This is a genomic window from Hyalangium versicolor, from assembly GCF_020103695.1.
GTDB classification, from domain to species: domain Bacteria; phylum Myxococcota; class Myxococcia; order Myxococcales; family Myxococcaceae; genus Hyalangium; species Hyalangium versicolor.
The window spans coordinates 371,051-396,541 of record NZ_JAHXBF010000012.1 but is presented as its reverse complement, the minus strand read 5'-3'; the positions used below and the strand labels follow the sequence as shown (position 1 = coordinate 396,541).

The following is a 25,491-nucleotide window of genomic DNA, read 5'->3' as shown; positions in this document are numbered from 1 at the left end:
ATGTACGAGCGGGGGGTGGGGAGCGAGGAGGCGGGGCTGGCGCGGATCGAGGCGCGAAACGAGCCGCGTTCTGAGGAAGCGTCACGAGGGCACGCGGGGCCCGTGCCGGAGCACGGGGTCGTCTGGAGCCCGAGCGTTCCCAACCGGCTGCTGGCACGCTACTACCTGCCGCGCAGCCACTCGGTGCTGCAGGGCAATGCCTGCCAGTTGCTGAGGGACGGCGTCGAGGCGTATCCGGCGATGCTCGAGGCCATCCGGAACGCACGCCGCTACGTCCGGCTCGAGACGTACATGTTCATCAGCGACGCGGTGGGCGAGCTGTTCGGCCAGGTGCTGGCCGAGGCGGCCGAGCGCGGCGTGCACGTGAAGGTGCTCTATGACGCGGTGGGCTCGTGGACGAGCCGCCGCGGCTTCTTCGAGTTCCTGCGCCAGCGCGGGGTGGACATCCGGCCGTTCAAGCCCTTCAGCCTGAGCCGCGGGCTGCGGTACCTGCTGCGCAGGGACCACCGGAAGATCCTCGTGGTGGACGGCGAGGTGGCCTTCGTGGGCGGGGTGAACATCTCCGCGCACTGGGCGCCGGTGGGGCAGGGCAAGGGAGCGGGCTGGCGCGACGACGTGCTGCGAATCGAAGGGCCAGCGGTGCACGAGTTGGAGCGCCGTTTCCTGGCCACCTGGCGCATGGCCTTCCAGGGGGGCCTGGGGCGCTTGCGCAACCGGCTGCACCAGTTGCGGCAGTTGAGGCGGCCGGGGCCTCGCCGGGGGAGCGTGTGCCTGTCAGTGCTCTCGAGCCGCCGGAGCATCCACCGGGCGTACCTGCACTCCATCGCCCGGGCGCGGCGCAGCGTGCTGATCGCCGCGGCCTACTTCGTGCCGGATCGGCGCATGGTGGCGGTGCTGCGCGAGGCGGCGCAGCGCGGCGTGGAGGTGAGCCTGCTGCTCAACGGCCGCAGCGATCACCCCTTCCTGGAGCACTGCACGCGGGCCTTCTACGAGAAGCTGCTGGGCGCGGGGGTCCGCATCTTCGAGTGGCAGCGCGGGGTGCTGCACGCGAAGACGGCGGTGGTGGACGGGGTGTGGGGGACGATCGGCTCGTTCAACCTGGAGCGGCTGAGCCTGGCCTTCAACCACGAGGTGAACGCCGTCTTCGCGGATCCGCAGCTGGGGCAGAGGGTGGAGGACTCGTTCCGCAACGACTGCGGGAGCTGCCGCGAGGTGAGCCTGGAGGAGTTCCGCCGCCGGCCGCTCTGGCAGAAGGTGCTGGAACGGGTACTGTACTTCTTCCGGAAGATCCTCTGAAGCGGAAGCGTCGGAAAAGAGCCAGAGAGCTCGGCCTCTTGCGCGTCTGTACGGGGTAACCGTCGACCCCTGGATTCGCGTGCAGGAACCCTTTGCAAGCCGACCGATGCGCGCCTAGAAGAACCGCGAATCTGTGCGGAAGGACGGCTAACGCAAATGACGGACAGTTTCGGCACGAAGAGCCAGTTGAAGGTGGGCTCGGCGACGTACGACTTCTACAGCCTGAGCAAGCTGGCCAAGGCGAACGCGGCGGTGAACCGGCTGCCAGTCTCGCTCAAGGTGCTGCTGGAGAACCTGCTGCGTCACGAGGACGGGCGGGTGGTGAAGCGCGAGCACATCGAGAAGATGCTCGCGTGGGATCCCAAGGCCACGCCGGACACGGAGATCTCCTTCCACCCGGCGCGCGTGCTGCTGCAGGACTTCACGGGCGTGCCGGCGGTGGTGGACCTGGCGGCCATGCGCGAGGCGCTCGGCTCCATGGGCGGAGACCCGGCGAAGATCAACCCGCGCAACCCCGCGGACCTGGTGATTGACCACTCGGTGCAGGTGGACACGTTCGCCACGACGGCGGCGTACAAGGAGAACGCGGAGCTGGAGTTCGACCGGAACCGCGAGCGCTACGCGTTCCTGCGCTGGGGCCAGGGTGCGTTCAAGGGCTTCCGGGTGGTTCCGCCAGACGTGGGCATCTGCCACCAGGTGAATCTGGAGTACCTGGCGCAGGTGACGTTCCGCAACGGCAACGTGGCCTGCCCGGACACGCTGGTGGGCACGGACAGCCACACGACGATGATCAACGGCATCGGCGTGGTGGGTTGGGGCGTGGGCGGCATCGAGGCCGAGGCGGCGCTGCTGGGCCAGCCCATCACCATGCTCATTCCGCAGGTGGTGGGCTTCAAGCTGACGGGGCAGCTGCCGGCGGGCGCCACGGCGACGGACCTGGTGCTCACCGTGACGCAGATGCTTCGCAAGAAGGGCGTGGTGGGCAAGTTCGTCGAGTTCTACGGCAGCGGCCTGAAGAGCCTGTCGCTGCCGGACCGCGCGACCATCGCGAACATGGCGCCGGAGTACGGCGCGACGATCGGCTTCTTCCCGGTGGATGAGGAGAGCCTGGCCTACCTGCGCTTCACGGGCCGTCCGGACGACGTGGTGGCGCTGACGGAGGCGTACTGCAAGGAGCAGGGCCTGTGGCGGGTGGACGGGGCGCAGGAGCCGGTGTTCAGCGACACGCTGGAGCTGGATCTGTCCACGGTGGTGCCGAGCCTGGCGGGTCCGAAGCGTCCGCAGGACCGCGTGCCGCTCAAGGACATGAAGGGCGCCTACGACAAGTCGCTGGTGGAGATGCTGGCGGCGGGCAAGAGCAAGGGCGAGGACGACGAGGGCGGCGGCAAGGCGAAGGCGCCCGCGGCGCCGGTGCCTCCCGAGCGGCTGGCGCAGACGGCCACGGTGACGGCGGGCAACCAGAGCTACAAGCTGGGGCACGGCGCGGTGGTGATCGCGGCGATCACCTCGTGCACGAACACGTCGAATCCGGCGGTGCTGGTGGGCGCGGGCATCCTGGCGAAGAAGGCGGTGGAGCGCGGGTTGACGGCGAAGCCGTGGGTGAAGACGAGCCTGGCGCCGGGCAGCCGCGTGGTGACCGAGTACCTCAACGAGGCCGGCCTGCTGCCGTACCTGGAGGGCGTGGGCTTCCACGTGGTGGGCTACGGGTGCACGACGTGCATCGGTAACTCGGGCCCGCTGCCGGATCCGGTGGCCAACGCGGTGACGGAGGCCGACCTGGTGGTGGCGGCGGTGCTGTCGGGCAACCGCAACTTCGAGGGTCGCATCAACCCGCACGTGCGCATGAACTACCTGGCCTCGCCGCCGTTGGTGGTGGCGTACGCGCTGGCTGGGGACGTGAACCGCAACCTGGACACGGATCCGGTGGGGCATGACCGGAACGGCAAGCCGGTGTACCTGAAGGACATCTGGCCGACGAACGAGGAGATCCAGGAGATCATCCGCACGGCGGTGAAGCCGGATCAGTTCCGCCGCCAGTACGCGCACGCGATGGAGGGCGACACGCTCTGGCAGCAGCTGCAGGTGAGCAAGGGCAACACCTTCCAGTGGGAGCCGAAGAGCACCTACGTGCGCAAGCCGCCCTTCTTCGAGAACCTGCCGAAGGAGCCGGCGGCGCTGAAGGACATCAACGGGGCGCACGTGCTGGCGTTGCTGGGCGACTCGGTGACGACGGACCACATTTCTCCGGCGGGCAACATCGCGAAGAACAGCCCGGCGGCGAAGTACCTGATGGCCGAGGGCGTGGAGCCGAAGGACTTCAACTCGTACGGTGCGCGGCGCGGCAACCACGAGGTGATGGTGCGCGGCACGTTCGCGAACATCCGCCTGAAGAACCTGCTGGTTCCGGGGGTGGAGGGTGGCGTGACGGTGCACATCCCCACGCGCGAGCGGACGACCATCTACGACGCCTCGATGAAGTACCAGCAGGAGGGCACGCCGCTGGTGGTGTTGGCGGGCGCCGAGTACGGCACGGGTTCGAGCCGTGACTGGGCGGCCAAGGGCACGCAATTGTTGGGCGTGAAGGCGGTCATCGCGAAGAGCTTCGAGCGCATCCACCGTTCGAACCTGGTGGGCATGGGCGTGCTGCCGCTGCAGTTCGAGGCGGGTCAGGACGCGCAGTCGCTGGGGCTGACGGGCCACGAGAAGTTCTCCATCGCGGGGATTGCGGAGGGGCTGGCGCCGCAGAAGGTGCTGACGGTGAAGGTGGAGGGCGAGGGCGGGACGAAGGAGTTCAAGGCGCTGTGCCGCATCGACACGCCGAACGAGCTCGACTACTACCGCCACGGAGGCATCCTGCAGTTCGTGCTGCGCCAGCTGGCCAAGGCGTAGCGCGAGGTTGCGAGTGAAGTGACAGGCGGCCCGGTGTCCCGAGGGAGGGATGCCGGGCCGTTTCGCTTGCGGGGTTACGGACGGTGGGAGCGAGGGGACCCATGGTCCGTCCACCAGCGTTGCCATCGGGCGATAGCGGCCTGCTGGCGGCGGACGGGCCAGTCCGGCTCGAAGCCGATAGCCTGTCCGGAGTGGATGCGGAGTTCGTGGGCGGCGCGCTCACGGGCTTCGAAGGGGCTGCTGGGACTGGCGAGTTCTTCGATGCAGACGCCCAGGGAGAAGGGCTTGCCGAGCCGGAAGCGCCGGGAGCCGGCGAAACGGGGGACGTGCCCGTCCCACCACTGAGACCAGGTGGTGGCGTCCGTGTTGGGGAGGTGGATGACCCGGCCGGGCTCGTCACCTTCGGCCCCTTCCTCCAGGGCTCGCGTTGTCACCCGGAGATTCGCCCCGGTGAGGAGGTTGAGCGCGGCCCCCGCCGCCAGCCGGACTTCGAGTGCATTAGAGGTGAGGTGCTCAATGAAGAAGGGGACAGAGGAGGGAAGGCCCAGGATGCCCACGGCCGAGAGGGCACGAGAGGCGAGCTTCGTGTGGGCACAGAGCTTCTGGAGGACGGGGAGATCTCGCTCGTCGCCAGAGATGGCCAGGAGCCGAGGGAAACCTGATGGAATGTCTCCTCCGGATTGGCAGACCTTGCGGCAATGCTGAAGCGCGCGGGGAGAGCCCAGGCAGAGCGCGGCGAACGTCAACGATTCCCACTCGGACACGGGGACGTACTGGAGCAGGTTCTCGATAGAAGTGACGGCAGGGCGGTAGTTCAGCCGGGCCAGGGCCATGACCGCAGCACTGCGGACCTCGAGAGAGTCGTCACCGAGGAGTGGGAGGATGCGCTCGGCATTGCCCTCGTGGCGCCGCCCGAGAATGCGAGCCGCCACCGCGCGCGCTTCAGGGCGAGGGGATGACAAGAGGGGACTGGTTCGCTCCGAGACTTTCGGATGCTCCGACAGCACGAGCACCTCCTCCCAGATCCCCAAGAGATCTGCCGCCACCTCCTCGAGCGTTCGGAGCACCTCGCCGAGCTCCTCTGTGCCATCCCGCTCTTGAACCGAAGCAACAATGTAGGCCCCCGCCAACATCTGTGCGTCGTCACCTCCCAGCATGGCTTCGCGAGCCAACTCGAGAGAGAGCACTCCTCCCGCGTGCAATGCTTCGCGGTGCACCTCGAGACGTTCTTCTACATTGGAGAGATCGACCCAGGAGCGCTCCGCATCACGTAGGTACCGGGTGCGCTGTTGAAGAAGGAACTCAATCTCCGAGAGATGCTCCTCGTGAAAGTCGCGGAGGAATGCGGATGCACCCGGATGATGGAGGAGGGAGAGGGGCACGGGCATCTCATCGAGAGGGTCAAGTCACTACAAGAGATGTTCCATTGCAGAGAATGTCAGCGATTCTTTCGAGATCGCGCGCTTTCCGAGTCCCGAGGGTCATGGCCAGATTGCCATCTGCTTCGTCGAAGCGGATGTAAATGGCCGCATCGCTCTGGTCGTGGAAACGATAGGCCGTGCTGGATGGAGCGACGCGCTCGAATCCGAGTTGTCGTGCCCTCTCCTCGACGACACGAAGGATTTCGGCGGGAGCGGTGATGAGCCCCCCAGTCTGACTCTTGCGGGTGGAGCAGGTGAACACTCGCTCTTGCTCGAGTGCAGCCATGCGCTTCTCCGAAAAAGCAAGGGAGAGGAGGAAGTCCTTGAGCGAGGGATCAAGCGGATAGAAATACGGCCCACGGGAGAACTCACCGTCGCTGGGAAACCGTACCACAGGGCAGTCCGTTGAAACCGCAGAGGGGCATTCCAGATAGTAGTCGAGACAAGGATCCTCGTCTTGTATTCCAATGAGGATGTATCCATCAGGTGGAGTCCAATGACCGCTCTCATAGAATTCGATGACTCGACTGAGTTGAAAGTCAACACCTTCCAGTTGCAGGGTTCCCATGCTCTTTCCCATAAGAGCGAGGAACTCCCGATGGCACCTGGAGAGCTCTCGGCCCACGAGCCGTTCGAGATGAGCAACCTCCGGAAGGCTGGCTCCTTGGATGGTTCGAGAGTAATCCGGTTCGTATCGTTCTATGAGCGCGATGAGATCCTGGAGCATGCGTTCCCGTTTTTCAGATGATTAGGGACAGGGGGGCCGATTGCAGAGCAGGCATGGGAGCGTGTTCTGGCAAGTCCGGCATGAAGGGACTGTATCTCCACCTCTGAACTGATGCTTGACCATCCGGCCATTCTTCCGGTAGCGCACCTTGACTCGCTTTTGGGTGTTGGCGGGCGAGTAGAGCTGTTCGGTCATGAGCAGCGGTTTGTGGCCGGCCTTCATCATGGCTTGGATGAGTTTGGGTGCCGCGCATACGCCAAAAGGATTGTTGTTCTTGCCTGGCAAGGACTTGGGCAGATTCTTCAGGCGCTGCTCTTCTTCAGCAGGGATTTCTCCATTCCCGTTGAGGAGCGGGGAACCGGGCGCAGTGGCCAGTTTCCAGCCCAGTGCTTGTACAGCCAGGGGAAAGCCTCGTGTCTCGGTACCGGACATCGCAGCGAAGATCTCGGTGCCACATTCACAGACCAAGACACCTATCATGTAGCCACCGCCATCCGCCGTTTTTCTGAGTACGCGCGAGTCGCCTATTTGTTGGTCCAGCGTGCGAATCTGCGACGACAGTGCTTTGGTGTCCTCCCCTTTGTCCTTCAAAACCGCGAGTGTGGTTTCAAGGAACTGCCGGGTCTGTTGGAGTCCTGATTCCTTCTTTCGCATCTCCTCGAGTTTCTTCACCAGGTCTTGGGTGCTCGTTTTGGTGCTGTCATGTTCGAGGATGCGATGTTCTTCTTTCGGCTTCTCGCAGAGATCGCAGGGGCCTGTGGGATCGCGGTCGTCACCGTAGGCGAAACCTGTTCCTCCTTGTTGAATGAAGGCGGTGTTGAAGGTGTTGCCGTTGTGTTGGGTGGGGTCCATGAAGCGGACGACACCCTTGCCCTCGATCTTGACGTCGATGCTGGCATTGGCCCACGTCATCTTCCCCTTCGTCTTCGACGAGACGAGGCCCCCTCCTGCGGTGCCTGGCTCGTCGCCACTGCTCGTGCTCAGGTTGGAGTCCTTGAGCGCTACTGGATTGCCCTCGATGCTGACGGATGTGCTGCCCTGGGCAAGATCTCCGTCTCGCGCCACGTTCACGTAGGGAATGGGCACTGGCCCTCCCGGAGAGGGCGTCTTGCACACGTCCGGCACTGCGCAGGTGTTGACCTGGCCATCTCCCTTGTGCACGACCGAGCGGCCGTTGGCGTAGACCTTGCTCATGTTTCCCCCTCGATGATGCAGGCGCCCACCTGTCCCGCGTCTGCACATCCATATATCAGAGCACGGGCCACCTCTCCGGGTGCGGCAGATCGCTTCTTGAGTTGATGCAGTGCGCTTCCAAGCTGAATTGCCCCCGCCGCAGCTCCTGTATCCCCCAGCCTGTCAGCAATCAGGCTGAGGGTCAGGGGTTCAGGCATCAGCTGCGCGTTGCGCAGGTAGGCATAATTGAACTCCTGCGCCCAGAAGGACTCTCCCGTCTGGCATGACAGGACGTGGTTCACCCGCCGAGTCCCCGCGGCTGGGTGCGCGCTCAGTTGCTGGAAGGCTGCAGTCAACCCCTCAGCCAGATTGGGGCTCAGTTGAAGGAAGGAGTGGGGCTCATGCGAGAGGGCGCAGCTCACGATCCAGCCCAGAGGCGATGTCGCGCGTTTGCTTGACGGCACGTGGTAGCCCAGGAGGAAGAATCCAGCCCCCTCTCCAGGCAGAATTCCGTCTCGCGTGCTCGGCCCCAGCGTCCGTCCGTTCCTTGAATGGTAGGCCAGAGAGCCAATATCACACATCGAATCCACTCCACCGACGAGGACCCAGGGGAACTTGCGCGTCCTCAAGAGCCGAGAGGCTTGGGACAGTGCGTGGAAGAACCCGGCGCGCCCCTCATGAAAGACAGTGCCCTCGGAGGACTCTATCCGCACTGGGGCTGAAGCACTCTGAAGCGCCTCCAGGATTGTTGCCAGCTCGAAGGGCGAGCCGCTCCTTGGTTCTGGCAGAGCCAGAAGCAATGGCAGGTGCTCGACTTGCAACGAGGCAAGGTCCGCGAGGGGCTCATGAAGCGCGGTGACCGCCAGTGCAGCCATTCGCTCCGTTCGGGTGAGCCCTGGTTCGAGCAGGGTCAGCACGGAGCCTCGGACCGGTTCGCCGGTACCATCCAGTACGTCCGTTTCAAAGAAGCGCACCGTCCCTGCGGCGAGTTCCACCTGGGTGGCTCTGGCAGTCAGCCCAAGAGGCGTGCACATTCCGAGGCCGACGATCGCTATCTCATCCGTTCCTCGATCGCGCGTGCTCATGTGGGCGACTCCTCCCAGGACTCCAACTCCCGGACGATGCTGGATTCGTGCTGAGTGAGTTCTCGATGGGTCGGAACCGTCGTGCGCCAGATGAGCGTTAGTGCCCGTTCTTCAGATTCGAGCAGCACTGCATCCAGTTCCATCTCACGGCGGTCGACTCGGTGGCGGAACACGGTCTTCACCATCAATCGATGATGGGGGAGGGGAAACGCGATCTGCCCATCAGGCGAGAAGCCCGAGAGCACCACGGGCTCTCCTCCTTTCAACCCTGGTGACGCCACGAGTCCAGGGGAGGCTGCAAGGAAGAAGCGCGGATCGAAGTCGCGAGGCCAGAGAGGGGCCCGGTTCTCCACCCAGGCCTCATTGTAGGTGCCAGCGAAGCCCAGTCGTGGCTGCCAACCTCGAGCGATGGGACCGAAGCCCGTAGGCTGTACTCGCTCCGTTGGACTTCTCATGAGGTGGAGCGGATCCTCGAGGTTCGGTAGCGGCTGCTCGATGGCCTCCTTGGCCGAGCCGTAGAAGCCCAGGCCCACTGGGTTCCTCGGCTCTGACGCCGGGGGCTCCTTGCCCGTGGTTTGTGCTGCTCCTCCGAAGCTCCGCTCGTACCGCAGCGGCATGGACTCGAAGGGCCGCGGTGCAGAGGCCTTGAGGCCCAGTGCACCTCGGTACCAGACACGCGTTCCGAAGACGCGGATGCCCTTCTGGCACGGCCCCACCTTCACTGCCGCCAGCATCTCCGAGACGGGTTTGCCGCCCGGCGCCCAGGCGTGGCCCGAGACGTAGATGTCAGTTCCTGGCCGGGTGTACGCAGTCTGGCCCTCGTAGCGCAGGCTGGAGGTTCCAGGCTCGCCCCAGTAGACGTCCTCCATTACTGGTGGACGCTGCTCCTCGCTAGGCTTGGGTGGCTCGTTCAAGGGTCTCCCCGCTGGCGGCAGGTCGAAGCGTCCGGCCACGCAGATGACCAGCAACTCCTCACCCTCCTTGTTCATCGAGGGTAGGTCCACGGCACTGAAGCGGGTGAGGTTCTCGAGGTTGGGCATGACGGCCGGGGCTCAGTTCTCTTTGATTTCCGAGGCCTTCAGCACCATGTCACCCGAGGCCGTTACTTCGATCTTCCCGCCCTTGATGACCACCTTGCCGTCCTTCTTCACCTGGATCGTCGCGCTGCCCACCTGCAGCGTGAACGACTCCTCCGCCGCCAGCACCAGCTCCTTGCCCTGAATGGCGTAGCTCTCCTTCGCGACAATCTGGAACTTGCCTCCCACGTTGAGCAGGTGGTCCTGGTCCACCTTCAGGTTGCGCTTCTTCTTCACCGTCTCCGAGTAGTCCCCGCCCACGCTCAACGTCCGGTTGCCCTTCACCGTCTCCGACTTCTTGGCGCCCACCATCTCCACCTTCGCGCCGCCCACCTGCTCGGACTTCAATCCACCCACCAACTCGTTCATTGCGCCGCCCACAGTCACCGCGTAGGCCCCGCCGATGTTCACCGCCTTCCCCAGTCCGATGTTCTCCGCCGAGGCCAGCGCCACCGATACGCTCTGCGCGCCGCCCACCGTCACGGACTGGTGCCCTCCAATCGATTCCGTGTGGTTGCCCCCCACGGTCGTCGATCGGTTCTGCGTCACGTCCAGCGTCTGGTTGCCGCCGATGACCGATGAGTCGTCCCTCTTCACCTCCAACGACTGGTTGCCGTGCACCTCCCGGCTCCGGTCCTTCTCCACCAGCAGTTTCTCGTTGCCGCCCACCTTCTGGGACTTGTCGTTCTCCACGACGATGTTGAAGTCCTTCTGCGCGTGGAAGAACACCTCCTCCGAGCCCGCCGCGTCCTCGAAGCGCAGCTCGTTGAATCCCGCTCCGCCCGGACTCGAACTCGAACGCAGCGTGCTCTTCGTCTTCTCTCCCGGCAGCTCCAACGGCGGTGGGTGGTGCCCGTTGTACACGCCTCCTGTCACCAGCGGCCGGTCCGGATCCCCCTCCAGGAACTCCACCACCACCTCCTGCCCGATGCGCGGCAGGTACAGCGCTCCCCAGCCCGGCCCTGCCCACGCCTGGCTCACCCGGATCCAGCACGAGCTCTTGTCGTCCCCCTTGCCCTCGCGATCCCAGTGGAACTGGACCTTGATGCGGCCGTGCTCGTCCGTGTGGATCTCCTCTCCCGCGGGACCCACCACCACCGCCGTCTGGGGCCCCGGCAGCCACGGGCGTGACGTCCTCCGCTCCGGCCGGAAGGGCACCGCCTTGCGCAGGCACGTGAAGTGGTTGCGGTAGGGATCCTGCCTCTCGCCCTCTTGCCGCACCTGTGTTCCCGGCAGTACCTCCGGCTGCGAGCCCCGGTGCGTCACTGACACCACCAGGTACTCGCCGTCGTATGCGCCCGTCGGGTGCTCGGCCAGCTCGAACACATAACCCGGCGTCATCCGGCGGGAGACGCTCGAACCCGAAGCTGTCTCCGCCCGGGCGCGCAGCTCCTCCATGCGGATCTTCGAATAATTGCGCCCGGCCCCCACCTCGTCATAGCGCCCCGGGTAGTCGTACACCTCCAGCGCCGCATCCCCTCCCTCAGCAGTGGTATCCGCGCTCAAGTCACTCGTGGGCCGCAGGAAGTTGTAGTCGCGCAGCATCACCGCGCCGGGCTGCACCTCGTGGCGTGACGCAAACGCGTTCACCGCCTCGGACTCCGCCACCATCTGGCTCCTGTCCCGGAAGAGCAGTCGCGCCTCACCGAGGATCGGTTCGTGCGCGGAGGGCGAATCCCCGAGGACCAGCGTGTGCGCGCCCTGCTCGTGCTCGAAGAAGTAGAAGATGCCTTCCTCCTCCAGCAGCCGGGAGATGAAGTCCAGGTTGGACTCGCGGTACTGCACGCAGTACTCGCGCTTCGGGTAGCTGCCCGAGAGCGCCAGCCGGTACGCCACCCCCGCCTCTCCCAGCAGCTTTTTCACGATGTCCGGCGCCGTCATCTCCTGGAAGATGCGGCTGCGGCGCACGTGGCGCTGTGTCCACAGCTTCGGCACCACGCGCACCCGGCAGCGCTTGCGCTCCGGTCCCGTGCCCTCGTCCCAGCAACGCACGTGGCCGATGATGCCGTGGACGAAGCGCGCCGAGCCATCTCCCAACTGCATTGTGAGCAGAGCGTCCTGTCCTAGCAGGCCCGCACCGTCCACCTCGATGTCCGGCCCGGGCACCAGATCGATCTCCGCTTGATAGGGCGCCGAGAGCGACTCCTCCACCGTGAAGCCCAGCACGGCCAGCTCTCCAGCCGGGTGGGGACCGCACTCGAACTCGAACTCCGCTTGGTTTGCCGCCAACGGCGCAGTGGCAATGGCCATGGTTCATTTCCTCTCGCGCTCGGTCCCGCCCCGGGCCGGTGGAATGTCTTTCTTCAACTCTCCGGGCCAGCTCCCATCCTTCTCGGAGCGGAAGATCTTCTGCCAGATGGCTCGCTTCGTGGACTGCAATGGTGGATAGAGTTCGAACGTCTCGTCCGAGGGGGGATGGTGGTAGATCCACGTCCCCGCGATCTTCGAGTTCGTGTTCAGCGCACGCTCGATTTCGCCGCGGCGCCAGCGCTCCTCCAGCTCCGCTGACAGCTGCGCGTATTGCTCCTGCGTGGGCTGATCTTCCCGGCTCAACTGCTCGAAGTAGGAGCGTTCCTCTGGATTCTCCACCCGCTCCCAACGCCCCTTGAGGGGGAACTCGGGAGGGATGTAGCGATAGACGATTCCGGCCTCCCGCTCCCGGTACCACTCCTCGGGCGTGGTATGGGAATACAGCTTCCCCACGGGGATGCGTTCCACCGTGCCTTTCTCCAACTCAGCCGCCAGTCTCCTCTCGAATTCCTGCACCTCGTCGAGCGAATCGAACTGCTTGCCCGAGTGCAGCTTGGAGAGGATGGAACGCTTGGGTAGCAATCCCACGTCTGCCCGCCTTTCCTAAAGGAACACTGCTTTGAGGAAGGCACCTGTCGCGGCACCTCCCTTGTCGAGAATGGTCTGAGGCACGTGGACGAGGATCTGCGTCGCGCCTCCGGCATAGCCCGTGCCCTGGCCGGCCACGATGCCCTCGTACACCTTGGTGCCGGCCTTGAGCGTGAAGGAGCTGGATTGAGAGGCCGCATTCCCCCATTCGGGGCGGAGCGCCATGCGGATCTTCCCCTCCAACCCCAGAGGCCGAGATCCACCCGTCACCCAACGGCCTTGCGGAAAGGCTCCGCCGCCATGGAGCCGCTCCACCTGCACGTCCTTGGTGAGCACCTTCACGGTGTACTTGCCGTCCTTGAAGGCCGCGGCGTCCTGCGGCGAGAGCGGACCCTTGTTGCCAGGGCCATGCGTCTCCAGCTCTTCCGCTACCGAGGGATCCAGCACCTCCTGGCAGGACTTGCTCTGGTTGCCACCACCGGACTTCTTCTCGATCTGGCTCCCCTTGAGCTTGATCTTCGAGCCGTCCACCGTGAGGTCCTTCGCCCAGATCTTTACCGTGCCGGATTTGTCGATCAGCAGAGCCAGCTCGTCGCCCACCACCACGGCCGACTCGTCCGCCTTGAACTTCATCTCCTTCGAGCTGAAACCTGTCTCCTGCTTCACCTCGGTGAAGGTGTGTCGGCCCGACTCGTCCTTGCGATCCTGGCCCGCCTCCTGGACCAGCTTGCCCTTCACCACTTCCTCCACCTCGCCCAGAACATCACTGCCGCGGTTGCCACCGATCGTCTCCGTTCGGTCGACCCCCACGTCTTCACTCTTCAATCCAGCAATCTGCTCCAGCCGGGCCCCTCCCACCGCCTTGTTGTAGGCCAGCGCCACGTTCACCGAGTAGGCCGCGCCAATCGTCAGCGCCGCCGCCGCACCCACGTTGATCGCGACAGCCTCCTTCACGTTCAGCGTGTGGGCCATCGACACGGTGATGTTCTGGCTGCCGTCCACCTCCTCGGAGTGGCTCTCCTTCACCCTTGTCTCGCGGTTGCCCGTCACCCTCAGCGACTGGTTGCCCTCGATGGTGGAGTCATCCTCCAGCTTCACCGAAAGCGACTGGTTCTCGTTCACCTGCCGCGAGCGGTCCTTCTCCACAAGGAGCGTCTCGTTGCCACGGACGGTCTGGGTCTTGTCGTTCAGCGTCTCGAGGTTCTCGTCCTTCTGCGCATGGAGGTAGACCTCCTCCTCGCCCGCTGCGTCCTCGATGCGCGCCTCGTTGAAGCCTCCGCCCCCAGGGCTGGAGTCCGTGCGTTGCGTGCTCTTCGTCTTCTCGCCTGGCAGCGCCACCGGGGGCGGGTTGCTCCCGTTGTAGACAGCCCCCACCACCAGGGGCCGGTCCGGGTTGCCCTCCAGGAACCGGACGACCACCTCCTGCCCGACGCGGGGGATGAAGCTCGAACCCCAGCCCTCGCCCGCCCACGGTTGCCCCACGCGCACCCAGCAGGAACTCTGCTCGTTCCGCTGCCCCTCTCGGTCCCAGTGGAACTGGACCTTGATGCGGTGGTGTGAGTCGGGCTGCAGCTCCTCGCCCGCGGGCCCCACCACCGTGGCCGTCTGGATGCCAGGAATCACAGGGCGGGGAGTGTTGCGCCGCGGCCGGTACGGCACTCCCGCCGGCAATGTCTCGAACTCGTTGCGATAGGAGCCCTCCACTGCCTCCGCATCCCCGGCGATCTCCTGGCGCTGGCCCTGGTGGCGGACTCGGACCACCAGCAGGTCCCCGTTGAGTTCTGCCTCCGGGTGCTCGGCCAGCGAGAAGGTGGCTCCGGGCAGCAGTCGGTGGCACGTCCCAGCACACGCCAGCGTCCGCACCCCGAAGCGCAGCTCCTCCAGCCGCACCTTGCTCAGCCGTTTGCCCTCGCCCGGCTGCACGTAGTCAGCCGGGTAGTCGTAGATCTCCAGCCCCGTCACCTCCTGGCTCTCCTGGGCCTGTGTCGTCAGGTCCAGGGTGGGGCGCTCGAAGTCGAAGTCCCGCAGCGCCACCTTTCCCGGCAGCAGACGGTGCGTGCGCGCCACGTGGGTGATGTGCTCGCCCACCGTGGGCGCCTGGCCCGTCTCCGCGCGGAAGAGCAGGGTGGACTCTCCCGCGAGCGGCTCGTGCGCGCCGGCCGCGTCTCCCAGCACCATCACGTGTGAGTCCGGGCCGTGCTCGAAGAAGAAGAAGATGCCCTCCGACTCGAGAAGCCGGCGCACGAAGTCCAGGTCCGACTCGCGGTACTGCACGCAGTACTCCCGAGCCGGATAGCTGCCCGAGAGCGCCAGGCGGTAATCCACCTGTCCCGCCTTCAAGACCTTGGAGACGATGTCCGGAACGGAGAGGTGCTGGAAGATGCGGCTGCGCCGGATGTGTCGCAGTTGCCTCAGCTGGGGCACCAGCCGGACGCGGTATTCAGGCCGCCCATTCCGGGGGCCGAGATCCTCTACCTCTTCCACCCAGCCGTGCACGAAGCGCTCGGCCCCCTCGGGATTTCTCACCGAGAGGCTCGCTTGCGTGCCGAGCAGCTCGCTCGTGTCCAGCGGCTCCTGGGATACGGGGAAGAAGTCGAGCTGGAAGTTGAAGGGCTCGGAGAGAGATTCCTCACCCGTCAGCCGCGTCGCGACGACATCCGCCGCCGCGAGCGGTCCTATTTGCAGCTCGAAGACGAGCCGATGCTCACGAGCCACATGTCCCCCCTCAATGCCAGTCCAACATCCGGACCCTGACGGGCCCGGATACTACAGCCACCTCAGAACTGCGCCCAGCCCGGAACGCGCGGGTAGGGAATGGCGTCACGGATGTTCTGAAGGCCGCAGATGTAGACGATCAGGCGCTCGAATCCGAGTCCGAAGCCCGCATGCGGCACCGTGCCGTAGCGCCGCAAATCCCGGTACCACTGGTAGCCGTCGGGCTTCAGGCCAAATTTCGCCATGCGCTGGTCCAGCACATCCAGCCGCTCCTCGCGCTGGCTGCCGCCGATGATCTCGCCAATCCCAGGCGCCAGCACGTCCATGGCCGCCACGGTTTGGCCGTCCTCGTTGATGCGCATGTAGAAGGCCTTGATCTTCTCCGGGTAGTTCATCACCACCACCGGCCGGCCCACGTGCTCCTCGGTGAGGTAGCGCTCGTGCTCCGTCTGCAAGTCATTGCCCCACTCGGGCGTGTAGTCCCACTTCTTCTTCGCGCCCTTCAGGATGTCGATGGCCTTCGTGTAGTCGATGCGCTCGAAGCTCGAGTTGATGAACTTCTCCAGGCGCTCCGTGACGCCCTTCTGCACGCGCTCCTCGAAGAACTTCATGTCCGGCGCGCACTCGTTCAGCACGGCCTTGAAGACATACTTCAGGAAGCGCTCGGCCAGATCCGCGTCGTCGTTGAGGTTGGCGAAGGCAATCTCTGGCTCGATCATCCAGAACTCGGCCAGGTGGCGCGTGGTGTTCGAGTTCTCCGCGCGGAACGTGGGCCCGAACGTGTACACCTTGGACATGGCTAGACAGTAGGCCTCCACGTTCAGCTGGCCGGAAACTGTGAGGTAGGCCTCCTTGCCGAAGAAGTCCTTGTGCCAGTCGATCTTCCCTTCGGGAGTCCGCGGCGGGTTGACGGCGTCCAGCGTGGACACGCGGAACATCTGCCCGGCGCCCTCGGCGTCGCTGGCGGTGATGATGGGCGTGTTCACCCAGAAGAAACCCTCTTCGTGGAAGAAGCGGTGGACGGCCTGCATCGCCGAGTGCCGCACCCGGGTGATGGCTCCGAAGGTGTTGGTGCGCACGCGCAAGTGCGCCACCTCACGGAGGAATTCCAGCGTGTGCTGCTTGGGTTGGATGGGGTAGGTCTCCACGTCATCCACAAAGCCCAGCACCTGGACTTCATCCGCCTGGACCTCGAAGGTCTGGCCCTTGCCCTGTGACTGCACCAGCGTGCCACGGGCGATGACGGAGCAGCCCGCGGTGAGGTGGAGGATCTCCTTCTCGTAGTTGGGCAGCGTGTTGGGCGCCACCACCTGGATGGGATCGAACACCGAGCCATCGTGCACGTTGACGAAGCTGATGCCGGCCTTCGAGTCACGGCGCGTGCGCACCCAGCCGCGGATCTCCACCTTCGAGCCCGCGGGCACCGAGCCCGCGAGGGCCTTCTTCACACTGACCACCTGCATGGCGCTCTCCCTTGCTCCAAGTCGGGGGAGCGAGTTAGCCGTGCTCGGGCCGAAGGACAAGAGCGCTGTTGCGGCAAGGCGCCTGCCGATGGCACGCTCTCAGGCCTTCCGGCCCGGGAGAGGAGCGCTGGCGGCCCCCCTGGGTGGGGTTCCGGCCCCCGTGAGCGGCAGTTCCACGGTGAAGGTGGCCCCTCGCTCCAATTGGCTCTCCACCTGGATGGTGCCTCCCATCGCGTGGATGACCTGTCGGGTGATGTACAGGCCCAGGCCCAGGCCGCCGTAGTGGCGGGGGGAGACGGCCCGCTCGAACTTCTCGAAGATGCGCGGCAGGCTCTCGGACGCGATGCCAATGCCCTCGTCGCTCACGGTGAGCTGGGCCCTGTCCCCCCGGAGTTCCACCCGGAGTGTGACGGGCCTGCCCGGCCCGTACTTGAGTGCGTTGGAGAGGAGGTTGTCGACGACCTGCTCCAGCCGCAGGCGATCCCAGAACCCGATGACGGGCGCCTCGGCCAGGATGACGAGCGGTGCCCGGACGCGGCGGGACTCGGACTCGAAGTGCTCGGCCACCTCCCGGACCAGGTCCGCCAGGTCCACCGGCTCGATGAACAGGGACAGCCGGCCTTCGGAGAGCCGGGAGACGTCGAGCAGATCGCCGATGAGTTCCACGAGCTTGTGGATCTGCAGGGTGGCGCTCGCGGCCGTCTTGCGGACGCGCTCGCGCAGTTGCTCGGGAGGCAGCTCGGCCGCGCAGTCTCGCATGAGGGACTGCAGCTTGAGCTGCAGGGGAGTGAGCGGCGTTCTCAGCTCGTGCGAGGCCACCGTGAGGAACTCGTCCCGGAGCTGCACGGCCTTCTGGAGCTGGTCCTGCGTGTGCTTGAGCTGGCTCACGTCCTGGAGCGTCAGCAGGACGGTGGACGGGTGACCATGGGCCGCCGGGAGTATCTCGGAGTCGATGAGCAGGCAGTAGCGCCCCGCGGGCGTCACCCAGGTCAAGGACGCGCCTCGGACTTGTTCTCCTCGCGCCGCCCTCACTCCGGGGACGAACTCCGTGGGGATGGGAGTGCCGTCCTCGTGCAGCAGTTCGTAGACCGTGCCGTACTGCGTCGAGGGCACCCCCATAGGGAAGGTCCCCCCCGCCATCCGGTGGGCGGTCTGGTTGGCGAAGAGCACCCGCCCGGTGCCAGGCTCCAGCAGCAGCAGCGCCACGGGCATGACGTCCAGCACCGAGCGCAGCCACTGCTCCTGGTGGGAGAGGTGGGCTGCCCACTCCTCCATCTTCTGCCGGGCCTCCACCTGCTCCGTCACATCGATGGAGAAGCTCATGACCGAGTCCACCTGTCCCTGGGCGTCACGCAGGGGATGGAGCAGGATGTCGAAGAGCCGGTATTCCTCCATGCCATCGGACGCACCGGGGTGCCGGCTCGAGGCACCGACGCGCGCGCGGAACTCCTTCTGGAAGAGGGGCTCTCCCGTCTCGTAGACGCGGCGGACCCGTTCGGAATAGGAGCGGCCATCCTCGTCCGACATCAGCTCGTGCATGGAGGTCCCCAGGAGCTTCGGGATCCCTGACAGCTTCTGGAAGATGGGATTGGCCAGGGTGAAGACCTGCTGGGGGCCGCTCAAGATGCAGATGGGGGCCGGGCAGTTGATGAGGATGTCCTCGAGCCGGGAGCGCTGTGCCTCCAGTTCGAGCTCCGCCCGCTTGCGGTCGGTGATGTCGTGGAGGTGAGCCACGAAGCCTTGCACCTCGCCTCGGGCGTCACGGCTGGGGATATAGGTGGCCTGCACATAGACAGGCTGTCCGTCCTTGCGTGTGTAGGCGGCCTCGTAGCGCACGGTCTCGCCCGAGAGCGCCCTGCGGACCCACTCCCTCACCCGTGGGTAGCGCTCAGTGAAGATCTCCCGCACTGTTCTGCCGACCAACTGCTCCCCCCTGGCGCCAAACCAGCTCTCATGGGCCTGGTTGCAGAACAGGACGCGCTCGTCGCGATCGACGTAGCTCACGAGTGCTGGCAAGGCGTCGGTGATGACGCGGAGCTGCTGGGCGTTGTGCCGGGCCTCCTCCTGGCTGGATTCCAGGGCCAGTTGAGCCATGTACTGCTCCGTCACGTCGCGCTGGGTCCCCCAGGCGCGCACGAGATGGCCGTCCTCCACCACGCCGACCAGGTTGCTGAGGAACACCTGGGGCCTGCCATCCGAGTGCACCTGCCTCAGCTCGGAGTTCTCCAGCCGGTAACCGCTGCGGATGAAGGCGCGGAGGTACTCCACGTCACGTGGGTTGGAGCGGGTGAGGAACTGGTCCAGCCGCCGCCCCACTGGAGAGATGGGCGCCTGCAGGCCGTGCATCTTCGCCATGGCGGTGTTGCACTCGGCCAGGTACGCGCTGCGGAAGATGGCCTCGAGCTGCTGCTCCTCGGGGAGCGCCACGGAGATGGGGGGTGCCAGCTCCATGCGCCAGATGCCCTCGGTGCTCTGGTTGATGAAGGTGCGGTAGCGCTCCTCGCTGTGCTGGAGCTCCGTGGTGGCCTGCTGGAGCGCACGTTCGGCCCGCTTGCGCGCGCTGATGTCCTCGGCCACGCCCAGCCACTCGATCACGGAGCCCTCCTCCTGGAGGACGGGGACGCACCGCAGGATGACGTCGCGCCACAAGCCATCGTGGCGCTGGAGCCGAAGCTCGGTCTGGTAGGGCACGCGCTCTGCCAGTGCGTGGCGCCACTCGCTCATCATCCGCGGCCGGTCATCGGGGTGGATGGCGGTGAGCCACCCATGGCGCACGTACTCGTCATCCTGCTGGCCCGTGAACTCGCGCCAGCGCGGAGCGGGCTCGACGATCTCTCCGCGGAGATTGAGCGTCCACACCGGTTGGTGCATGGACTCCACGAGACAGCGGTAGCGCCGCTCGCTGGCCCGGAGTGCCTCCTCGGCCCGGCGCTGCTCGGTGACCTCCGTGACGACCGTCCCTATTCCGCACAGCGTGCCCGCCGCGTCCCGGACGGGGTAGTAGCTGCACTGCCACGAGCGGCGCACGCCAGGGGCTCGGGAGGTTTCTCCGGTGAGCTGGAGGTTGAGCACGGGCCTCTGCTGCTCCACGACAAGACGGTAGTGCGGTTCGATGAACTCCCAGATCCGCGGGACGATGTCCTTCACCTTGCGGCCCAGGTGCGCGGCGCGGGGCACTCCGTTGTATTCCGCCAGGGTGTCGTTGATGTAGACGAAGCGCAGATCCAGATCCACGAAGGCCAGCCCGATCGGTGCGCTGGCCACCATGATTTCCAGGAAGAAGCGCGACTGCTCCTCGGTGATTCCCCCGACCACCTCCAGCGAAGGAGGGCTCGCGCCGGACTCGGTCACCTCCACGCGCTCCTGGGAGTGCTCCGAGCCCTGCCGACACCCATCCACCCTGGAGCATTCCGAGACATGGCCTGGCTCACTTCCCCTACCGGGAGACCTCGGTAGAAAGGTCTCAATGGGGGGAGGGTTGAGCAAGGGTAGGCGGGCTGGTGGCGGACGACGGACTGGCTGACTTCATGCCTCCTTCAGGCGAGCCCAGGCGGCGCGGTAGCGGGCCAGCCGCTCGGTCTCCCTGGCACCCACCGTCAGCAGGCGGCGCACGTCCATGTTGTCTTCCAGATCCGCGAGTTTCACTCTGCGTGCCAGCGGGTGAGGGCGGATGCGCTCGATGAAGCCCTCGTAGGACTCGCCCTCGCGCTTTGTCAGGCAGTCCAGCGCGCCGAGCACCTCTTCCGGGTAGCCCAGCTCGCGCAGGCGCTCCAGCGTGTACGGGGTGTCCTCCACCACGTCGTGGAGGATGGCCGTCATGCGCTCGGCGTCTGTCTCCAGGCGCATCATCACTCGCAGCGGGTGGAGGATATAGGTCTGCCCGGCCTTGTCTCGCTGGCCCCGGTGGGCCTCCACGGCGAGGGCGATGGCGTCTTCGAGCGTGCGCGGGGGGCTCACCAGATGTCCTTCTTGCCGCGCAGGGCCTTCTTCTGGCCGGTGAGCTTCTTGTTCTCCAGGCGGCGCTTCTGCGAGCCCTTCGAGGGCTTCGTCGCGCGGCGCACCTTGGGCACGAAGGTGAGCGCCTTGAGACCCTCGCGCAGGCGCTCGAGCGCCACGCCCTTGTTCTGGATCTGGCTGCGGCGCTCGGTGGCGGTGATGGACAGCTCAGTGGGCGGGTGGGTGAGGCGCACGCCGCTCTCGGTCTTGTTCCGGTGTTGGCCGCCGGGGCCGGAGGCGATGAAGTACTCCACGTCGCAGGCCTTCAGCAGGGCCTCGTCGTCGAGCGCGAGGGCTGCCAGTGCGGCCTGTCGGCGGGCGGGGGAGGTGCTCATGTGGGCTGTACCCTAGCGTTTGGAGCGGCGTTGCGCACCGGGGCTCATCCGTGCGGGGTGATGATCGCGCGCCCCTTCAGCGTCCCCTCATGCATGCGTCGGTAGACGTCCGCCACCTGTTCCAGCGGGAAGCGTTCCACCGTCATGCGGAGGCGGCCCGCCTGGGCCAGCTCCACCACCTCCAGCATCTCGGGGAGCGTTCCCCAGAAAGGCGCCACCACCTGGCATTCGGTCGGCACGCCGAAGAAGTGGAAGGGAAGGACGCCACCTCCCAGGCCGATCAACGCGATCAGCCCCCGCGCTCGCGCGACGCTGGCCGCCAGCTTCAGCGTCGCATCCGAGCCCACCAGGTCCATCACCAGCTCCGCGCCCTGGCCCTGCGTCAGCTCGCGGATGTGCTCCTGGGCCTTGTCGTCCGCGCGCACGGCGTTGTCCGCGCCCAGCTCCTTCGCCCGCGATAGCTTCTCCGCCGACATGTCCACGGCGATGACGCGAGCGGGCGTCAGCTCGCGCAGCAGCTGAACGGCCATCTGCCCCAGCCCTCCCACACCGATGATCACCGCCGCTGTGCCTGGCACCAGCTGTGGCTGCATCCTCTTGATGGTGTGGTACGGCGTCAGCGCCGCGTCCGCCAGGGGCGCCCAGTCCCGCGGATCCAACGAGCCCAACGGCACCAGCAGCCGGGACGACGGCACGATGGCGTAGTGAGCCATGCCTCCGTCTCGCCCCATCCCTCCTCCGTGATAGCCCAGCTCGACCACTCGCTCGCAGTGGTTCTCGCTGCCCTGTCTGCACGGCTTGCAGCGACCGCAGCCCCACGGGCCATACGCGAGCATGGCCTGCCCGCGCTCGAGTCCCGTCACTCCCGCCCCCACCGCCTCCACCCATCCCGCCGTCTCATGCCCCAGCGTGAACGGAAGCTTGTACGGCATGAACCCCGGGGGGATCCCCATGATCGTCAGGTCCGTGTGGCAAGCCCCGCAACCTCCCACCCTGAGCAGCACCTCGCCCGGACCGGGGTCTCGAACATCCACCTCGCGCAGCTCCGGCGGCTTCTGCCACTCGACGAGTTGATAGGCCTTCGCTCTCATGTGGAGTGCTCCTGTACGCCTTTCGTGGTGTGATCCCGACTGTCACGACCCTGCGCCCTGGTCCCACGGGCATCGCCCAAGGGCCGGTTCCTGGCCAACGAGAGACGATCACCGCGCTCGCACCGAATAGAAACGACGTGCTACGTCTGGTGGCTTTGTTCCAAGCAATCGGGGCGTTCGCGGCGCATCTCCGGTGTCGTCAATCCCGGTGCTACAGGCACTGCGGGGGGGACGAGGCTGGCCTCCCGGAGGGCACAGGCGCCTCGGCCCACGGTTGGCCCCCTGCTGGGTGGGGCGCTCTCGCTTGGAGAGGTTCTCTCTCTCAATTTGAGAGTGTGGGCGGATGGGGCTGATTCGTTTCAGCCTGAATTCAGGGGGTTATGGGTTGGCAATGGGCTTGCTCTTGTACGGGGTGTCGCCAGGGAAGCCTGAGCGGCCCGCAACGCCAAGAGGGCGGGGGCATCTCAGACAGGCAACACGAAGGAGCACCCTATGATCAACGTTCGACCCGCTGAAGCCCGAGGCCACGCCAACCACGGTTGGCTCGATACTTATCACTCGTTCTCGTTCGCGGATTACTACGACCCGGACAACATGGGCTTCCGCAGCCTGCGCGTCATCAATGAGGATCGCGTGGCGCCGCGCACCGGGTTTGGCACCCACCCGCACCGGGACATGGAGATCATCACCTACGTCCTGGGTGGGCAGGTGGAGCACCGCGACAGCATGGGCACCCACGGCGTCATCCGTCCGGGCGAGGTGCAGCGCATGACCGCCGGTACGGGTGTGCTGCACAGCGAGCAGAACCGCTTTGATCAGGAGCTGCACCTGCTGCAGATCTGGATCATCCCCGAGCGGCGAGGCCTGGAGCCCAGCTACGAGCAGAAGGCGTTCTCCGAGAAGGAGCGTCAGGGCCGGTTCCGCGTGGTGGCCTCTCCGGACGGGCGTGAAGGCTCGGTGACGGTCCACCAGGACATGACGCTGAACAGCACGCTGCTGGGCAAGGGCGAGAAGGCCGAGTACACGCTGAATCCCGGCCGACACGCCTGGGTGCAGATCGCTCGGGGCTCGGCCACGCTGAACGGCGTGGCCCTCAACGCCGGTGACGGCGCGGCGATCTCCAACGAGAGCTCGCTGGTCCTCACGGCCAACGAGCCGGTGGAGGCGCTGCTCTTCGATCTGGCCTGAGCGCCAGCGTGAGACAGGCGGAGATAGGAGGGCGCGGGAGGGCATAGACCTTTCCGCGCCCTCGTCCGTTTCTGGGGAACACTTCCCCTGGAGCCTTCCATGTCCCTGAAATTCCTCGCGCGGCCTGTCCTGGCCGCCGCGCTCGCCACTGTTACGCTCTCTGCTCCCCTGGCCTTCGCGGAGACTCCCGCCGCGGCTGCCGCTCCCAAGCAGGAGCAGCCCGCGCAGGTGAAGGCGCCCGAGGAGGCTCCGAAGAAGGAGGCCCGGCCGCAGATCGAGGTGGTCTTCGTGCTGGATACGACGGGCTCGATGTCCGGGCTGCTCGAGGGCGCCAAGCAGAAGATCTTCTCCATCGCCTCGCGGATCGCCACGGGCAAGCCGACGCCTCGGCTGAAGGTGGGGCTGGTGGGCTACCGGGACGTGGGGGACGAGTACGTGACGAAGCGCTTCGACTTGAGCGAGGACCTGGACACGGTGTTCACCCACCTGCGCCAGTTCAGCGCGGATGGCGGTGGGGACACTCCCGAGCACGTGGGCCGCGGGCTGGGCGAGGCGGTGTCGAAGATGAGCTGGAGCGACAACCGCGAGACGATGAAGGTCATCTTCCTGGTGGGCGATGCGCCGCCGGCCGCGCGTGAGGAGAAGTGGAGCTTCAAGTCCTGGTCGAGGCAGGCCAAGGAGCGCCACATCGTGGTGAACACGGTGCGCTGCGGCGGGGATGAGGAGACGGCGACGGCGTGGAGGTACGCGGCGAAGCTGACGGATGGCACGTTCGACACCATTGGCCAGGAGGGCGGCATGCTGGCGGTGGCGACGCCGTATGACGCGGAGCTGGCGAAGGTGAACGCGGAGATCGCCACCAAGACGCTGTACACGGGCACGGCGGACGTGCAGGCGCAGAACATGGACCGCGCGTCGCAGATGGCCACGCTGGCGCCGGAGCAGGCCGCCGAGCGCATCAGCTACATGAAGAAGGCGCGCTCCGGGGGCTCGGCCATGGCCGCTCCGGCGGCGAGCAGTGCGCCCGTGGCCGTGGGCGGGGCGGTGGATCTGGTGGAGAAGCCCGAGGCCCTGGCCTCGGTGAAGTCGGCGGAGCTCCCGGCGGCGCTGCAGGGGCTGAAGAAGGAGGAGCAGGCGGCGAAGGTGAAGCAGCTCGCCGATGAGCGCAAGGTGCTGGAGGCCAAGGCGGCGAAGCTGGCGGCGGACCGCGACACGTGGCGTGAGAAGAACGTGGCGGAGAAGTCGGACAGCTTCGATGACAACGTGATGAAGAGCGTGAGGACTCAGGCCGCCACGTATGGCGTGGCCTACTGAGGGCTCGGGCGGCGAGGCTCACGCCGTTCCCCGGCTCATGCGTAGGTGCGCAGGAACTCGAGCAGCGGCGGATTGACCACCTCCGGGTGCGAGAGGTTGGCCGCGTGCGTGGCCTGGGGCACGGGGACGAAGCGGACGCTGCCCGGCAGCGTCTTGTGGAGGAACTCGCCATCCGAAGGGGGAGTTCCGGTGTCCTCCAGCCCATGGGTGATGAAGGCGGGGCAGCGGATCTCCTTCAGCCGAGCGGTGATGTCGTCCCGGTCGGTGAGGTTGCGGACGGCGGCCAGGTAGTTCGCCGAGGGCACCTGACGCCAGCGCTCCAGCCACGTGGGGAACAGGCGCGGGTCGCCAAGGAGGGGGCCCGCGAGAGCCTGGACGATGGGCTCGGGGCCCACCGAGGACCAGACCTGGGCCGCCTGCACGTAGCTGGCCTTCGCCTGCTCGTCATCGTTCGTGCCGCGGGTACTCATGAGCACGAGCGCCTTCGCGCGCTCGGGGTAGCGCAGGGCGATGCGCAGCGCGCAGTAGCCTCCCTGCGACATGCCACCCACCACGGCCTTGTCGATGCCCAGGTGATCGAGCAGCGCCACGCAGTCGGCGGCCAGGTCATACAGGGAGAAGGGCTTGCCATCCCACCGGGTGCGCCCGAAGGCTCGCGCGTCCCAGCGGATGACGCGGAACTCGGGGGCGAGTACCTCCACCTGCGGGTCGAACATCCGGCTGTCCATGAGGAAGCCGTGCGCCAGGATGACGGGGCGGCCGGGGCCTCCCGAATCCTCGAAGAAGATTCCCTGTCCATTGAGCTCTGCGATGGGCATGGCCCCCTTCTAGCAGATCACCGCTGGGCGTGAGGCGGACACCTCGCCGTCCGGGAGATGACAACC

General features: G+C 66.2%; 17 protein-coding genes. 4 read left to right on the top strand and 13 right to left on the bottom strand.

Annotated elements, in window-relative coordinates; translation table 11 throughout:
• Together KY501_RS25955 and acnA are read left to right on the top strand one after the other, a co-directional pair.
• On the top strand, positions 1-1,296 hold the full coding sequence (locus KY501_RS25955) for a phospholipase D-like domain-containing protein (protein ID WP_373691638.1): 1,296 nt from the start codon (positions 1-3) through the stop codon (positions 1,294-1,296).
• Between the two features lie 156 nt (positions 1,297-1,452).
• A complete protein-coding gene (acnA, locus tag KY501_RS25950; protein WP_224366125.1) occupies positions 1,453-4,185 on the top strand; it encodes an aconitate hydratase AcnA in 2,733 nt (910 codons plus the stop codon).
• Between the two features lie 74 nt (positions 4,186-4,259).
• Here acnA and KY501_RS25945 read toward each other — a convergent pair whose 3' ends face one another.
• The 12 genes from KY501_RS25945 to KY501_RS25890 form a co-directional block, all read right to left on the bottom strand.
• Positions 4,260-5,567 carry a HEAT repeat domain-containing protein gene (locus KY501_RS25945; RefSeq protein ID WP_224366124.1) on the bottom strand — a complete coding sequence of 436 codons (1,308 nt, stop codon included), beginning with the start codon at positions 5,565-5,567 and terminating at the stop codon, positions 4,260-4,262.
• Positions 5,568-5,586: 19 nt separating this feature from the next.
• Entirely contained in the window at positions 5,587-6,333 is a 747-nt protein-coding gene (locus KY501_RS25940) for an SMI1/KNR4 family protein (RefSeq protein ID WP_224366123.1), read from the bottom strand.
• Between the two features lie 21 nt (positions 6,334-6,354).
• Positions 6,355-7,527, bottom strand: a complete 1,173-nt coding sequence (locus tag KY501_RS53260) for a DUF4150 domain-containing protein (protein ID WP_255636833.1) — start codon at positions 7,525-7,527, stop codon at positions 6,355-6,357.
• A gap of 1,060 nt (positions 7,528-8,587) precedes the next feature.
• The gene (locus KY501_RS25930) at positions 8,588-9,631 is read right to left on the bottom strand and encodes a DUF2169 family type VI secretion system accessory protein (protein WP_224366122.1); all 1,044 of its coding nucleotides are present in this window, start codon (positions 9,629-9,631) and stop codon (positions 8,588-8,590) included.
• A 12-nt stretch (positions 9,632-9,643) separates the two neighbouring features.
• Positions 9,644-11,917: a type VI secretion system Vgr family protein gene (locus KY501_RS25925; RefSeq protein WP_224366121.1), complete on the bottom strand. Its 2,274-nt coding sequence runs from the start codon at positions 11,915-11,917 to the stop codon at positions 9,644-9,646.
• A 3-nt stretch (positions 11,918-11,920) separates the two neighbouring features.
• Positions 11,921-12,505, bottom strand: a complete 585-nt coding sequence (locus KY501_RS25920) for a hypothetical protein (RefSeq protein ID WP_224366120.1) — start codon at positions 12,503-12,505, stop codon at positions 11,921-11,923.
• A gap of 15 nt (positions 12,506-12,520) precedes the next feature.
• Positions 12,521-15,220 (bottom strand): type VI secretion system Vgr family protein, encoded by a 2,700-nt coding sequence (locus KY501_RS25915; RefSeq protein WP_224366119.1) that lies wholly within the window; start codon positions 15,218-15,220, stop codon positions 12,521-12,523.
• A gap of 62 nt (positions 15,221-15,282) precedes the next feature.
• Positions 15,283-16,683 (bottom strand): asparagine--tRNA ligase, encoded by a 1,401-nt coding sequence (gene asnS / locus KY501_RS25910; protein ID WP_224366118.1) that lies wholly within the window; start codon positions 16,681-16,683, stop codon positions 15,283-15,285.
• Positions 16,684-16,782: 99 nt separating this feature from the next.
• On the bottom strand, positions 16,783-20,082 hold the full coding sequence (locus tag KY501_RS25905) for a PAS domain-containing sensor histidine kinase (protein WP_224366117.1): 3,300 nt from the start codon (positions 20,080-20,082) through the stop codon (positions 16,783-16,785).
• Between the two features lie 126 nt (positions 20,083-20,208).
• On the bottom strand, positions 20,209-20,640 hold the full coding sequence (locus KY501_RS25900) for a GTP pyrophosphokinase (RefSeq protein ID WP_224366116.1): 432 nt from the start codon (positions 20,638-20,640) through the stop codon (positions 20,209-20,211).
• Positions 20,637-21,014 carry a peptide chain release factor family protein gene (locus KY501_RS25895; RefSeq protein WP_224366115.1) on the bottom strand — a complete coding sequence of 126 codons (378 nt, stop codon included), beginning with the start codon at positions 21,012-21,014 and terminating at the stop codon, positions 20,637-20,639. The genes KY501_RS25900 and KY501_RS25895 overlap by 4 nt, the downstream gene beginning before the upstream one ends.
• A gap of 44 nt (positions 21,015-21,058) precedes the next feature.
• Complete coding sequence (locus KY501_RS25890) at positions 21,059-22,105, bottom strand: NAD(P)-dependent alcohol dehydrogenase (RefSeq protein WP_224366114.1); 1,047 nt, start codon at positions 22,103-22,105, stop codon at positions 21,059-21,061.
• A gap of 492 nt (positions 22,106-22,597) precedes the next feature.
• Between KY501_RS25890 and KY501_RS25885 the strand changes: the two genes are divergently transcribed.
• Both KY501_RS25885 and KY501_RS25880 read left to right on the top strand, forming a co-directional pair.
• Positions 22,598-23,293 (top strand): pirin family protein, encoded by a 696-nt coding sequence (locus tag KY501_RS25885; RefSeq protein WP_224366113.1) that lies wholly within the window; start codon positions 22,598-22,600, stop codon positions 23,291-23,293.
• A 99-nt stretch (positions 23,294-23,392) separates the two neighbouring features.
• Entirely contained in the window at positions 23,393-24,607 is a 1,215-nt protein-coding gene (locus tag KY501_RS25880; protein ID WP_224366112.1) for a vWA domain-containing protein, read from the top strand.
• A gap of 35 nt (positions 24,608-24,642) precedes the next feature.
• Here the strand turns inward: KY501_RS25880 and KY501_RS25875 are convergent, their stop codons facing one another.
• Positions 24,643-25,425, bottom strand: a complete 783-nt coding sequence (locus KY501_RS25875) for an alpha/beta fold hydrolase (RefSeq protein WP_224366111.1) — start codon at positions 25,423-25,425, stop codon at positions 24,643-24,645.
• Positions 25,426-25,491 lie beyond the last annotated feature (66 nt).